The organism is Mesorhizobium sp. KR2-14 (assembly GCF_040049255.1).
GTDB lineage: Bacteria > Pseudomonadota > Alphaproteobacteria > Rhizobiales > Rhizobiaceae > Pseudaminobacter.
Window position 1 is genome coordinate 356,795 of sequence record NZ_JBDZDR010000003.1, and the last position, 12,252, is coordinate 369,046.

Consider the following 12,252-nt stretch of genomic DNA (forward strand, 5'->3'; position numbering starts at 1 on the left):
TTAGAGAAAAGAAAAGGACCGGCCTCGCGCCGGTCCTTTTTCTTTTTGGCCGCGTTCCTGGCCGCATGCATGTTCCGGCGCGGTTGACGCGCCGGAGTGAGCCTTGCGGTCAGTCTCAGCCGGCGTCGGCTTCGAAGCCCGCTGCCTCGATGCCGGCGACGGCGGCAAGCTCGTCATTGTCGGAGGTGTCGCCGGTGATGCCGACGGCACCGACCAGCTGACCGGCGGAGCGCACCAGCACGCCACCCGGCACGGGAACGATCCTGCCGCCGCTGACGCCCGACAGGCCTTCCATGAAGTGCGGGCGCTCCTTGGCCATCGCCTCGATCTTGCGCGAGCCCATGCCGACGGCCAGCGCGCCGTAGGCCTTGCCCGAGGCGATCTCGAAGCGCAGCATGGACGAGCCGTCCTGCTTCTGGAACGCGATCACATGGCCGCCCGCGTCGAGCACGACGACGGAGAGGGGCTTGAGGCCCGCTTCCTTGGCCTTGGCGAAGGCGGCTTCGATGATGTGATTGGCTTTGGCGAGCGAAATTGAGGTCATTGGTCTCTCCGGAATAATCTGGTCACTCGGCCGGCTTCACAGCAGGCGCCGGACCGGGTTGAAAATTGATTGGCGAAGTCGATATGCGGGCTCGGCAGGATCGGCGATGCGGCAACGCGCCTGCCGGCAGGCAAAATATGTCCAAAGCTGCTTTGAAGTGCTTCCGGGGCTGGCGCTCCGAGCCCAGCGGGCGGTCGTTGATCAACTGAACGGTGAAGACACCGGCGTCCGTCCACTATGCGCGTACTACCCCATCGAATCGATCTTGCGCTGCATGGCGGCGACTTGTTCCTTCAGTTCCTGAAGGTCGTCGGCCTTGTCGGAAACATCCTTCTTTTCCTTGTCGGGCGCGGCCGGAGCTGCGGGGGTGCCCTGCGGAAAGGCCGTGAACATGCGCATGGCGTTCTGGAACATTTCCATGTTGCGCCGGGTCTGCTCTTCCAGCGCCTTCATGGGCATCAGCTTCATCACGTCCATGGGGCTGGCGCCCATAGCCGTCTTCATCTGTTCCCTGAACCGCTCCTGCTCCTTGGCGAAAGCAGTCATCGACTGCTCGAGGAAACTCGGCACGATCATCTGCATCTGGTCGCCATAGAAGGCGATCAGCTGGCGCAGGAACGGGATCGGCAGCATGTTCTGCCCGTCCTTGTTCTCCAGCTCGAAAATGATCTGGGTCAGCACGGAATGGGTGATGTCCTCGCCGGTCTTGGCGTCCTGCACGCTGAATTCCTCACCCTTCTTGACCATCTCAGCGAGGTCCTCGAGGGTCACGTAGGTGCTGGTCCCCGTGTTGTAGAGGCGGCGGTTGGCATATTTCTTGATCACTACCGGATCGTCTTTAGCGGCCATCAACTTCCTCCCCGGGCACCGGCATGCCCTCAAGGCGGCCGGCAACAATTGCGCCGAAAATAAGGATATGCGCAAAGCCGCCGCAATTCAAAGGAGTTTGTGCACTGCGGCATGATTCAGCCGGGAAATGCCGCTATTCTGCGGAATTGCAGTTCCCTCGCAGTCTGCCATCTCATTGTGCAGTTGCGATTTCCAGTTTGACTCGGCCTTGGGAACGGGCAAGAAACATCGAGGGAGAGAACCTTGCGGCATGCCAGCCGCGAATCCACTCAGGAGACCAAAATGTCCGGCTCGAATGCAATCGTGATCGCCAGCGCTGCCCGCACGCCCGTTGGCTCCTTCAATGGCGCTTTCGCCAGCATTCCGGCCCACGAGCTTGGCGCCGTGGCCATTCGCGAAGCGCTGACACGCGCCTCTGTCGAGGGGCAGGAGGTCGACGAGGTCATTCTCGGCCAGGTGCTGCAGGCCGGCCAGGGCCAGAACCCGGCGCGGCAGGCTTCCATCGGCGCCGGCCTGCCCAAGGAAACCACGGCCTGGAGCCTCAACCAGGTTTGCGGGTCGGGCCTGCGTTCAATCGCGCTCGGCATGCAGCAGATCGCGACCGGCGACGCCCGGATAATCGTCGCGGGTGGCCAGGAATCCATGTCCATGTCGCCGCACTGCCAGCATCTGCGCGCCGGCGTGAAGATGGGCGACTATTCGATGATCGACACCATGATCAGGGACGGGCTTTGGGACGCCTTCAACGGCTACCACATGGGCGTCACCGCCGAGAACGTGGCGCGCCAGTTCCAGATCACCCGCGACGAGCAGGACCAGTTCGCACTGGCGTCGCAGAACAAGGCCGAGGCCGCGCAGAAGGCCGGCAGGTTCAAGGACGAGATCGTCGCCGTGACGGTGAAGGGCCGCAAGGGCGACACCGTCGTCGACCAGGACGAATATATCCGCCACGGCGCGACGCTGGAGGCCATGCAGAAGCTGCGGCCCGCCTTCGACAAGGAAGGCACGGTGACGGCGGGCAACGCCTCCGGCATCAATGACGGTGCTGCCGCCGCAGTGCTGATGTCGGAGGCCGAGGCCGCCCGGCGCGGCATCGCTCCTCTGGCCCGGATCGTCTCCTGGGCGACTGCCGGCGTCGATCCGCAGGTCATGGGCACCGGCCCGATTCCGGCTTCGCGCAGGGCGCTGGAAAAGGCCGGATGGAAGGCCGAGGACCTCGACCTCGTGGAAGCCAATGAGGCCTTCGCGGCGCAGGCCTGCGCGGTCAACAAGGGCATGGGGTGGAACCCGGAAATCGTCAACGTCAATGGCGGCGCCATCGCCATCGGTCACCCGATCGGCGCCTCGGGCGCGCGCATCTTCAACACGCTGGTCTACGAGATGCGCCGCCGCGGCGCCAAGAAGGGGCTTGCCACCCTGTGCATCGGCGGCGGCATGGGCGTCGCCATGTGCATCGAGGCGCTGTAAGCAAAGAATTCGACGGGCGGCTTCAGCCGCCCGTTTCGTTTTGGGCAACCGAGACGGGCAAGACAACCGGTCGCGGAGGAAACACGGCGAAAAGGTCTCGCGCCACGTGATCCGGCTGTATCGAAGAGCATGAGAAGGTCGATAGTGCAACGAGCGAGGGGGAGTGAACGATCATGGTCAGAACTGCAATCGTCACCGGCGGAACCCGCGGCATCGGCGCGGCAATCTCGATCGCGCTGAAGAACGACGGCTATCACGTGGCCGCCAACTATGCCGGCAATGACGAGGCCGCCGAAAAGTTCAGTCGGGAAACCGGCATCCCGGTCTACAAATGGTCGGTTGCCGACTACGAGGCTTGCGTGGCCGGCATCGGCAAGGTCGAGGCGGACCTCGGCCCCGTGGACATCCTCGTCAACAACGCCGGCATCACCCGCGACGCCATGTTCCACAGGATGACGCGCGAGCAGTGGGACGAGGTGATCGGCACCAATCTCAACGGCGTCTTCAACATGACGCATCCGCTTTGGAGCGGCATGCGCGACAGAAAATTCGGCCGCGTCATCACGATTTCCTCCATCAATGGCCAGAAGGGCCAGGTCGGCCAGGTCAACTATTCCGCCTCCAAGGCCGGCGACATCGGCTTCACCAAGGCGCTGGCGCAGGAGGGCGCGCGGGCCGGGATCACTGTCAACGTCGTCTGCCCGGGCTATATCGGGACCGACATGGTGATGGCCGTGCCGGAGAAGGTGCGCGAATCCATCATCGCGCAGATCCCGGTCGGCCGGCTGGGCGAGCCGGAGGAAATCGCGCGCTGCGTGCTGTTCCTCGCCTCGGACGAGGCGGGCTTCATCACCGGCTCGACCATCACCGCCAATGGCGGCCAGTATCTGATCTGACACGAAGGCGATATTCCAGGCTCGGGAGGCGGCGCCATCAGGCGCCGTCTCGTTTTGTGTCGTGGCGCCTATTCGTCGCCGAACAACGACTTGTGGGCGATGCCGGCCAGGATGGCACCCGCGATGGGGGCCACCCAGAACAGCCACAGCTGCTGCAGCGCCCAGCCCCCGACAAACAGCGCCGGGGCGGTCGAACGCGCCGGGTTTACCGAGGCGTTGGTCACCGGGATCGAGATCAGGTGAATCAGCGTCAGTGCAAGGCCGATGGCTATGCCGGCGAAGCCGGCCGGTACCCGACCATGGGTGGCGCCGAGAATGATCATGATGAACATGAATGTCAGCACGATCTCGATCAGCGCGGCCGAACTGAGCGGATAACCGCCGGGCGAGTGCTCGCCATAGCCATTGGCCGCGAAACCGTTGGCAAGCGAGAAGTCCGCCTTGCCGCTGGCGACCACATAGAGGATCGCCGAGGCGATGACCGCGCCAATCAGTTGCACGATCACATAGGGCACAAGATCTCTTGCCGGCAGGCGGCCGGCGACCGTGAGGCCGACCGAGACGGCCGGGTTAAAATGGCCGCCCGAAATGCCGCCGACGGCGTAGACCATTGTCAGCACGGTGAGGCCGAACGCCAACGCAACGCCGGCAAACCCGATGCCGAGATCGGGGAACGCGGCCGCCAGGACGGCGCTGCCGCAGCCGCCGAAGACGAGCCAGAAAGTGCCAAGAAATTCGGCGAGGAGACGTTTGGACATCTGTATCACCTTCTAAACACCAAGTTTAGGATGGAGCCATGAATTTGCCCGGAAGACAATGTTTGAAGTCGGACAAGTTTGCCACCTGGGTAATTGCCGCCGCTATTCGAGATGACGAAGATTTTACTTGTCGGCAGAGATTGATTCTGTTCCGAAACGGAACGTTTTTGGTAATGTACAGCTATCGCATCGCAAATGCCCGACCTGCTCTGGGGTCGAATTTTGTGACCAGTGGTTCTGTCACCACAACATGTTGCGGTGAACAAACCGGGAAGCCCGCCGTAGCAGCGATTCGTCGCTGGTTCGTTCTCGTTTCAGGCGCAATGTTAACGGGCCAGCCTGCCGGCAAGCTCGCGCCCGTCACAGATTCTTAATCTTGGTTAGCGATTGCTTAACTGGCGGCTCGGCCTCAGCGGCGACCTCGCCTCCTGGCAGGAAAAGGTTAACGCTGGTGGCAAAAAGGTGAGGATTGCAGCACCTCGCTAGGCTGCCATTTGGGCTGCCATCCCTGTCAAGGCACAGCATGTGGTGGGGAACAAAGCGGGAAACCCGTCCGAGCAGCGATTCGTCGCCGATTCGTTCCTCCTTTGGACGGAAGGTTAACGTGCGTATCGGTCGGGTCACCCTTCCGGGCAGGAAATGCGACTTTTTTCAACCGCTTATCCCTTCCGGTCGCCTCGGGTGGCGAAGCGACGGACCTGTCGGGGGGGATCCGGAGTGCGCAGGAATATTAGAGATTCAGCATATGGGGCTGTCGATTGCCGGCCGGGCTATATCTAGCCGTGAACAAAAGCTGAATCAGTTGGAGTCAGCGATTCGTCGCCGATTCGTTCCAGACTCGTTCCCGGCCGTTATTCCGCCGAATATTAGGGCTTTCGTTTCTCCTGCCGAACCCCTATCTGTCGGGGAAGAGCGACCCGATCATGAGTCCACGCCTGCATAGAGCCGACTGGCCCGCCGCGCCGGGTCTCCGCGAACTGCCGAGCCAGAAAAGGCCGCCTAATTCCTGATGAACGTCCACCCTAAACAGTCTGACCCGCTCGTCCTGACCGGGCGCGACGTGACCGCCGTTCTCGGGCCGACCAACACCGGCAAGACCCATCTGGCGATCGAGCGCATGGTGGCGCATGAGAGCGGCGTCATCGGCCTGCCGCTCAGGCTTCTGGCCCGTGAGGTCTACACCCGCGTCTGCGAAAAGGTTGGCGCGCACAATGTGGCGCTGGTTACCGGCGAAGAAAAGATCATGCCGCCGACCGCCCGCTACTCGGTCTGCACGGTGGAGGCCATGCCGCGCGAGACCAATGCCGCTTTCGTCGCCATCGACGAGGTGCAGCTTGCCGGCGATCTCGAACGCGGCCACATCTTCACCGATCGCATCCTGCATCTGCGTGGCCGGCAGGAGACGCTGCTTTTGGGTGCCGCCACCATGCGCGGCATTCTGGAAAAGCTGCTGCGGGGCATTTCGGTGGTGACGCGGCCGCGGCTTTCCCATCTGGCCTATGCCGGCTCCAAGAAGCTCACGCGGCTGCCGCGCCGTTCGGCCATCGTCGCCTTCTCGGCCGACGAGGTCTATGCCATCGCCGAGCTCATCCGCCGCCAGCGGGGCGGAGCCGCCGTGGTGCTGGGCGCCCTTTCGCCCCGCACCCGCAACGCCCAGGTGGCGCTCTACCAGTCCGGCGATGTCGACTATCTCGTGGCAACCGACGCCATCGGCATGGGCCTCAATCTCGACGTCGACCACGTCGCCTTCGCCCAGAACCGCAAGTTCGACGGCTTCCAGTTCCGCGATCTGAACCCCGCGGAGCTGGGCCAGATCGCCGGCCGCGCAGGCCGGCACATGCGCGACGGCACCTTCGGCGTCACCGGCCAGGTCGATCCCTTCCCAGAGGAGCTGATCGAGAAGATCGAGGCGCATGATTTCGATCCGGTGAAGGTGCTGCAATGGCGCACCGCGCAGTTCGATTTCGCCAGCATCGATGCGCTCAAGCGCTCCATCGACACGGTCGCCCCCGTCGAAGGACTGACACGCGCCTTGCCGGCGGTCGATGCGCAGGCGCTGGAGCAGCTGTCGCGCGACCCCGACATCACCCGGCGCGCCGGCAGCCGCGATCGCGTCGCGCTGCTGTGGGATGTCTGCGCGCTGCCCGACTACCGCCGCATCGCGCCGGCCCAGCATGCCGATCTGGTCGCTTCCATCTTTTTCGACCTCGCCGACCGCGGCCATGTCGACGAGAATTACATGGCCGAACAGGTGCGCCGTGCCGACAGCACCGACGGCGACATCGACACGCTCTCGCACCGTATTGCCCAGATCCGCACCTGGACCTATGTGTCAAACCGGCCTGGCTGGTTGGCTGATCCGCTACATTGGCAGGAAAAGACGCGGGAAATCGAAGACAGATTGTCGGATGCACTGCATGAACGGTTGACGAAACGCTTCGTAGACCGCAGGACTTCGGTCCTTATGCGCCGCCTTAGAGAAAACACCATGCTAGAAGCCGAAATCAGCTCAACCGGAACCGTCCTCGTCGAAGGCCATCACGTCGGGGAACTGCAAGGGTTCCGCTTCACCGCCGACCAGAGCGCTGGCGGCGAAGACGGCAAGGCCATCAGGGCGGCCGCGCAGAAGGCGCTGGGCGTCGAGTTCGAGGCGCGCGCGGAACGCTTCGCGGCCTGCGCCAATGGTGATCTCGCGCTCGGCTCAGACGGCACGCTGCGCTGGATCGGCGCGCCGATCGGCACGCTGGTGGCGACCGAGGATGCGCTGCGCCCGCGCGTCATCCTGCTGGCCGACGAGCAGCTCACCGGCCCTGCACGCGACAAGGTGGCGGCGCGCGCCGAGCGCTTCGTGAACTTCCAGATCGATACCGCGCTGAAGCCGCTCCTCGACCTGCGCGGCGCCGATCAGCTCACCGGCATCGCGCGTGGCATCGCCTTCCAGCTGGTCGAGAATTTCGGCCTGCTCAACCGGCGCGACATTGCCGAGGAAATGAAGTCGCTCGACCAGGAAGGCCGCGCCAGCCTGCGCCGCCTGGGCGTGCGCTTCGGCGCCTATCACGTCTTCGTCCCGACGCTGCTGAAGCCCGGCCCGGCCGGACTGATCACGCTTCTGTGGGCGCTTAAGAACGACGGCAAGGACATGCCTGGCTTCGGCGACGTGGTGCATGCGCTGGCGGCCGGCCGCACCTCCGTGGTGGTCGACCCGGCGTTCGACAAGACCTTCTACAAGCTGGCCGGTTTCCGCATGCTGGGCCGCCGCGCCGTGCGCGTCGACATTCTCGAGCGACTGGCCGATCTCATCCGTCCGGCGCTGGCCTGGAAGGCCGGCACCGGCGCGCGCCCCGAAGGCGCCTATGACGGCAGCACCTTCCTGGTCACGCCGGCTATGATGTCCATTCTCGGCGCCACCGCCGACGATATGGAAGAAATACTGAAGGGCCTGGGCTACCGGGCCGATGCCAAGCCGGCTGTTGAAGTCAAGGCGCGGCTGGAAGCGCTGGACGAAGCGGCGCGCCAGGCCGCCGCCGAAGCCGCGGCAAAGGCTGCAGCCGAGCAGGCGCCGGCAGCCATCGAGGGCGAGCGCGTCGAGGCCGAAGCGGCTGTTGCGGAAGCCGCCGTGGAAGCTGCGGCAGAGACCGCCGTGGAAGCTCCGGCAAAAGCCGAGGAGCCGGCTGCTGCCGAGGAAGCACCGGCTGCGGTAGAAGCCGCTGTGGAAGTTTCGACAGAAGCCGAGAAACCGGCTACTGCCGAGGAGGCCACTTCCGAGGAGGCAACTCCGGCCGCTGCCGCTGCGCCGGCAACCGAAGCCGCAGAAGAGCCCAAGCCGGTTCTTCTGTGGCGTCCCGCCCGTTTCGAGCAGCGCCCGCGCCACCGCCAGGACAATCGCCGGCGCGGCGGCCCGGCCGATGCACAGGCCGCGCCAGGGCAGCGCCAGCAGCGCGAGCGCGGCGACGGCCAGGGCCGTGAGCAGGGCGGCAAGGAGCGGTTCGAGCGCAAGTTCAAGGGCAAGCCCGGGGGCAAGCCCAACGGTGACGGCGGACGCCCCGACCGGCGCGAGGAGCGCGGCGGCAAGGGCGGCTCGCAGGGCAAGCCCGCGTTCCAGGCCAGGGGGCGCGACGAGCGCCCCGCGCGCATCGATCCGGACTCGCCCTTCGCCAAGCTAGCCGCCTTGCGCGACCAGCTCAAGAAGTAGGCGCCGGGGCCGATGCCTGCCGAAGGTCGTCAGCGCATCGACAAATGGCTGTTCTTCTCGCGTGCGGTAAAGTCGCGCTCGCTGGCGGCTAAGCTCGCCCAGATGGGGCGCGTGCGCATCAATGGCGAGAAGACCAGCCAGGCTGCCGATTCGGTCAAGCCAGGCGACGTGCTGACGATCACGCTCGACCGGCGCATCCTCGTCTACAAGGTCTTGCTGCCCGGCAGCCGGCGCGGCCCGGCCGACGAGGCCCGGCTGCTTTACGAGGATCTTTCGCCCGCGCCGGCACCGAAGGACCCCGCGCTTCCGGATGCGCTGGTGCCGGTGCGCGACGCAGGCAGCGGGCGCCCGACCAAGCGCGAGCGGCGCCAGATCGACAAGCTGCACGAGCGCTGAGGCCCCACGGTTTCGCCAAACGGAGACGCGTGGAACGTCATTCCAAAACGACCGGCTTCTGCGACATGGCCGCCCTTGCAAGACCTTCGCAAAGCGGTTACCTGACCCCATATAACAGGAGTGGGCCAGAGTCCCGGAGCAGCAGCATGACCTATGTCGTGACCGACAATTGCATCAAGTGCAAATACATGGACTGCGTTGAAGTCTGTCCGGTCGACTGCTTCTATGAAGGCGATAACATGCTCGTCATTCATCCCGACGAGTGCATCGACTGCGGCGTGTGCGAGCCCGAGTGCCCGGCCGAAGCGATCAAGCCGGACACCGAGCCCGGCCTCGAAAAGTGGCTCGAGATCAACACCGAATACGCCTCGAAGTGGCCGAACATCACCTCCAAGAAGGAGGCTCCGGCAGACGCCAAGGAGTTCGACGGCATGCCGGGCAAGTTCGAGAAGTTTTTCTCGCCGGAGCCCGGCCAGGGCGACTGATCGCCCTTCAGGGCGCTTGCCGCGTGGCGGGCGCGCCCTAGTTTCGAATGCAGTCTGATTGCCCCGCTCCGGCGGGGCCGCGCTGGCACGCGCGGCAAAACCTTGATTCTTTCAACTATTTGTAGTAAGAAGGGGTTGATCATGCCGCTGACACGCTGTCGATTTATGGCGCAACGCCCTAATCACTGAAAGGTGAACACAACTTCGGACCAAGGCAACTTGGGCTGGGACAAACGCATTGCCCGTTTGCCGGCCTCTGGCTTTACCGGAGGGGTGTTTGTCGTCTTGCGGTATCCGCTTTTCGGCCAATTCGGCCGTCCAACAGGTATGTCGGCGTTCCAGCCGGCGTCATAAAAGGAGTTCAGGGCGTATGGGAACCGCAACCGCGCAGAAGAAATCCGCAGGCCGTCATGGCTTCAAGACGGGCGAGTACATCGTCTACCCGGCGCATGGCGTCGGCCAGATCATGGCGATCGACGAGCAGGAAGTCGCGGGCCACAAGCTGGAGCTCTTCGTCATCGACTTCCAGAAGGACAAGATGCGCCTGAAGGTGCCGGTTGCCAAGGCGACCTCCATCGGCATGCGCAAGCTGTCGGAAACGGACTATGTCGAGCGCGCGCTGAAGGTTCTGCAGGGCCGTGCCCGCGTCAAGCGCACCATGTGGTCGCGCCGTGCGCAGGAATACGACGCCAAGATCAATTCGGGCGACCTGATCTCCATCTCGGAAGTTGTGCGCGACCTCTACCGCGCCGAAAACCAGCCGGAGCAGTCCTATTCCGAGCGCCAGCTCTACGAGGCCGCGCTTGACCGCATGGCCCGCGAAATCGCCGCCGTCAACCGCGTGTCGGAGACCGAGGCGGTGCGCATGATCGAGACCAACCTTGCCAAGGGCCCCAAGCGCGGCTCCAAGGCCGAGGCCGACAACGAGGAAGCCGAGCAGGAAGAGGCGGCATAAGCCGCGAAGGCTCGCACTTCGGCAACATGAAAAAGACCCGGCGGAAACGCCGGGTTTTTTTGTTGAGCCTGTGGCGGCGCGCGTCGGATCACGCGAAAGCCGAGACAACCCGACCGAGGAGCGCAAGTTCCGCGGTCCAGACAACCCTTGCCCCTTTGCCGCAAGGGCTTAAAATCTTTTCATCTGCAAGTGGAGGCCTGCCATGGACGAAGATGTGCTGAACATGTCGATCCGCAAGTTTCTCAAGCAGGTCGGCGTCACCTCGCAGCGGGCGATCGAGGCGGTGGTGCGCGACGGCGCAGTGAGCGGCGAGCGCCTGCACGTGCGCATGACGCTTACAGCCGAAGGCACGGACCTCAACCACGTTGTGGAAGGCGACATCCGGTTGTCCTGATCCCGTTCAAGATGAGCGGGGCCACGAGGCCTAATCATCGACATTACATAGTCCCGGCCCACCGAGGCATCGGCGTTGCGGAGGCGAATATTCTGCTCTTCGTCGGCAATGGTCGTGAGGGATGGCGGTTTCTGCCGCCATCGCAGGGCGGGCGGCCGGGCGATAGCGGCCACCCGGAAGAGGAAGTCGGCGGGTCGCACGCCGTTTCTGGTCATCGCGCGCCTCGCCATTTTCCACCGACACCTGATCCGAAGAGGCCCGTTTTCGCGGAGGCAACGGGTGCTGCCGACGCCCTCCATCAGGCCGGCGCGCATTGACGCAGGCCATGGAACATTCGTTCGAGATTCACGTTGCAAGGCTTGTAGGGCGGTTCGAGACGGCTGCGACCCTTGCTTGAAGGCACCGGATAACCGCGACCTGGAATTGCGCCAGAGTTTGGGAGCGCAGCATGACCGAAGACAAAGCAAGGCGAACCATGATCCGGGCCGCGATGAAGGCGCCGTATCTCGAGCGCGGCGAGGAGCAGGAGCTCGCCGTCCGTTGGAAGGAGCATCACGACCAGGCCGCGATGCACCGCATCACCACGGCGCATATGCGCCTTGTCATATCGATGGCGGCGAAATTCCGCTATTTCGGCCTGCCGATGGGCGACCTGATCCAGGAAGGCCATGTCGGCCTTCTGGAAGCGGCTGCGCGCTTCGAGCCCGGCCGCGACGTCCGCTTCTCGACCTATGCGACGTGGTGGATTCGCGCCTCCATGCAGGACTATATCCTCAAGAACTGGTCCATCGTGCGCGGCGGCACCAGCTCGGCCCAGAAGGCATTGTTCTTCAACCTGCGCCGCCTGCGGGCGCGCCTGGCGCGCGGACAGGAAGTCCAGTCCAGCACCGCGCTCTACAAGGAGATCTCCACCGCGCTCGGCGTGTCCGAAGCCGATGTGGCGATGATGGATGCTCGTCTGTCGGGTCCGGACACATCGCTCAACGCGCCGCTGACGGACGATCGCGGCGGCTCCGCCGACCGTATGGACTTTCTGGTGTCTGACGACCCGCTTCCCGACGAGGTGGTCGGCGAGGCGATCGATGTGGAGCGCCGTTCCGACTGGCTGAAGAAGGCGCTGTGCGTGCTCAACGAGCGCGAGCTGCGCATCATCGAAGAGCGCCGCCTGCAGGATGAGGGCGCCACGCTGGAGGCGCTGGGCGAGACGCTGGGCATATCCAAGGAGCGCGTGCGCCAGATCGAAAGCCGCGCTCTGGAAAAGCTGAAGACGGCTTTGGTCAAGGAAAGCCCGGCCTTCCTGTCTGCCTGAGGCACAG

At 64.2% G+C, this 12,252-nt stretch carries 12 protein-coding genes; 9 read left to right on the forward strand and 3 right to left on the reverse strand.

From position 1 onward, the window contains the following. Window positions 1-115: 115 nt before the first annotated feature. Together ABLE86_RS10640 and phaR are read right to left on the reverse strand one after the other, a co-directional pair. A complete protein-coding gene (locus ABLE86_RS10640) occupies window positions 116-544 on the reverse strand; it encodes a heme-binding protein (RefSeq protein ID WP_348778915.1) in 429 nt (142 codons plus the stop codon). 246 nt (window positions 545-790) lie between these two features. Next, window positions 791-1,393, reverse strand: a complete 603-nt coding sequence (phaR, locus tag ABLE86_RS10645; protein WP_348778916.1) for a polyhydroxyalkanoate synthesis repressor PhaR — start codon at window positions 1,391-1,393, stop codon at window positions 791-793. Window positions 1,394-1,675: 282 nt separating this feature from the next. On the opposite strand from phaR, the gene ABLE86_RS10650 reads away from it, so the two are divergent. Both ABLE86_RS10650 and ABLE86_RS10655 read left to right on the forward strand, forming a co-directional pair. After that, entirely contained in the window at window positions 1,676-2,860 is a 1,185-nt protein-coding gene (locus tag ABLE86_RS10650) for an acetyl-CoA C-acetyltransferase (RefSeq protein WP_348778917.1), read from the forward strand. Between the two features lie 173 nt (window positions 2,861-3,033). Further along, the gene (locus ABLE86_RS10655; protein WP_348778918.1) at window positions 3,034-3,756 is read left to right on the forward strand and encodes a beta-ketoacyl-ACP reductase; all 723 of its coding nucleotides are present in this window, start codon (window positions 3,034-3,036) and stop codon (window positions 3,754-3,756) included. A gap of 68 nt (window positions 3,757-3,824) precedes the next feature. Here the strand turns inward: ABLE86_RS10655 and aqpZ are convergent, their stop codons facing one another. Further along, a complete protein-coding gene (gene aqpZ / locus ABLE86_RS10660; RefSeq protein ID WP_348778919.1) occupies window positions 3,825-4,514 on the reverse strand; it encodes an aquaporin Z in 690 nt (229 codons plus the stop codon). 38 nt (window positions 4,515-4,552) lie between these two features. Here aqpZ and ABLE86_RS10665 point away from each other — a divergent pair, with 38 nt between their 5' ends. From ABLE86_RS10665 to ABLE86_RS10695, 7 genes are all read left to right on the forward strand, one after another. Further along, window positions 4,553-4,888, forward strand: coding sequence for a hypothetical protein (locus ABLE86_RS10665; protein WP_348778920.1), 336 nt, complete (start codon window positions 4,553-4,555; stop codon window positions 4,886-4,888). 635 nt (window positions 4,889-5,523) lie between these two features. After that, window positions 5,524-8,706: a helicase-related protein gene (locus tag ABLE86_RS10670; RefSeq protein ID WP_348778921.1), complete on the forward strand. Its 3,183-nt coding sequence runs from the start codon at window positions 5,524-5,526 to the stop codon at window positions 8,704-8,706. A 12-nt stretch (window positions 8,707-8,718) separates the two neighbouring features. Then, complete coding sequence (locus tag ABLE86_RS10675) at window positions 8,719-9,102, forward strand: RNA-binding S4 domain-containing protein (protein ID WP_348778922.1); 384 nt, start codon at window positions 8,719-8,721, stop codon at window positions 9,100-9,102. A gap of 146 nt (window positions 9,103-9,248) precedes the next feature. Beyond that, on the forward strand, window positions 9,249-9,587 hold the full coding sequence (fdxA, locus tag ABLE86_RS10680) for a ferredoxin FdxA (RefSeq protein ID WP_348778923.1): 339 nt from the start codon (window positions 9,249-9,251) through the stop codon (window positions 9,585-9,587). 370 nt (window positions 9,588-9,957) lie between these two features. Then, window positions 9,958-10,542 (forward strand): CarD family transcriptional regulator, encoded by a 585-nt coding sequence (locus ABLE86_RS10685; RefSeq protein WP_348778924.1) that lies wholly within the window; start codon window positions 9,958-9,960, stop codon window positions 10,540-10,542. A gap of 202 nt (window positions 10,543-10,744) precedes the next feature. Then, window positions 10,745-10,936, forward strand: coding sequence for a DUF6494 family protein (locus ABLE86_RS10690; RefSeq protein WP_348778925.1), 192 nt, complete (start codon window positions 10,745-10,747; stop codon window positions 10,934-10,936). Window positions 10,937-11,384: 448 nt separating this feature from the next. After that, a complete protein-coding gene (locus ABLE86_RS10695) occupies window positions 11,385-12,245 on the forward strand; it encodes an RNA polymerase factor sigma-32 (protein ID WP_348778926.1) in 861 nt (286 codons plus the stop codon). Window positions 12,246-12,252 lie beyond the last annotated feature (7 nt).

Bases quoted from the DNA above. Each gene is read 5' to 3' on its own strand.
- ABLE86_RS10640 (WP_348778915.1), bottom strand. From the start codon at position 544: ATGACCTCAATTTCGCTCGCCAAAGCCAATCACATCATCGAAGCCGCC.
- phaR (WP_348778916.1), bottom strand. From the start codon at position 1,393: ATGGCCGCTAAAGACGATCCGGTAGTGATCAAGAAATATGCCAACCGC.
- ABLE86_RS10650 (WP_348778917.1), top strand. From the start codon at position 1,676: ATGTCCGGCTCGAATGCAATCGTGATCGCCAGCGCTGCCCGCACGCCC.
- ABLE86_RS10655 (WP_348778918.1), top strand. From the start codon at position 3,034: ATGGTCAGAACTGCAATCGTCACCGGCGGAACCCGCGGCATCGGCGCG.
- aqpZ (WP_348778919.1), bottom strand. From the start codon at position 4,514: ATGTCCAAACGTCTCCTCGCCGAATTTCTTGGCACTTTCTGGCTCGTC.
- ABLE86_RS10665 (WP_348778920.1), top strand. From the start codon at position 4,553: ATGAATTTGCCCGGAAGACAATGTTTGAAGTCGGACAAGTTTGCCACC.
- ABLE86_RS10670 (WP_348778921.1), top strand. From the start codon at position 5,524: ATGAACGTCCACCCTAAACAGTCTGACCCGCTCGTCCTGACCGGGCGC.
- ABLE86_RS10675 (WP_348778922.1), top strand. From the start codon at position 8,719: ATGCCTGCCGAAGGTCGTCAGCGCATCGACAAATGGCTGTTCTTCTCG.
- fdxA (WP_348778923.1), top strand. From the start codon at position 9,249: ATGACCTATGTCGTGACCGACAATTGCATCAAGTGCAAATACATGGAC.
- ABLE86_RS10685 (WP_348778924.1), top strand. From the start codon at position 9,958: ATGGGAACCGCAACCGCGCAGAAGAAATCCGCAGGCCGTCATGGCTTC.
- ABLE86_RS10690 (WP_348778925.1), top strand. From the start codon at position 10,745: ATGGACGAAGATGTGCTGAACATGTCGATCCGCAAGTTTCTCAAGCAG.
- ABLE86_RS10695 (WP_348778926.1), top strand. From the start codon at position 11,385: ATGACCGAAGACAAAGCAAGGCGAACCATGATCCGGGCCGCGATGAAG.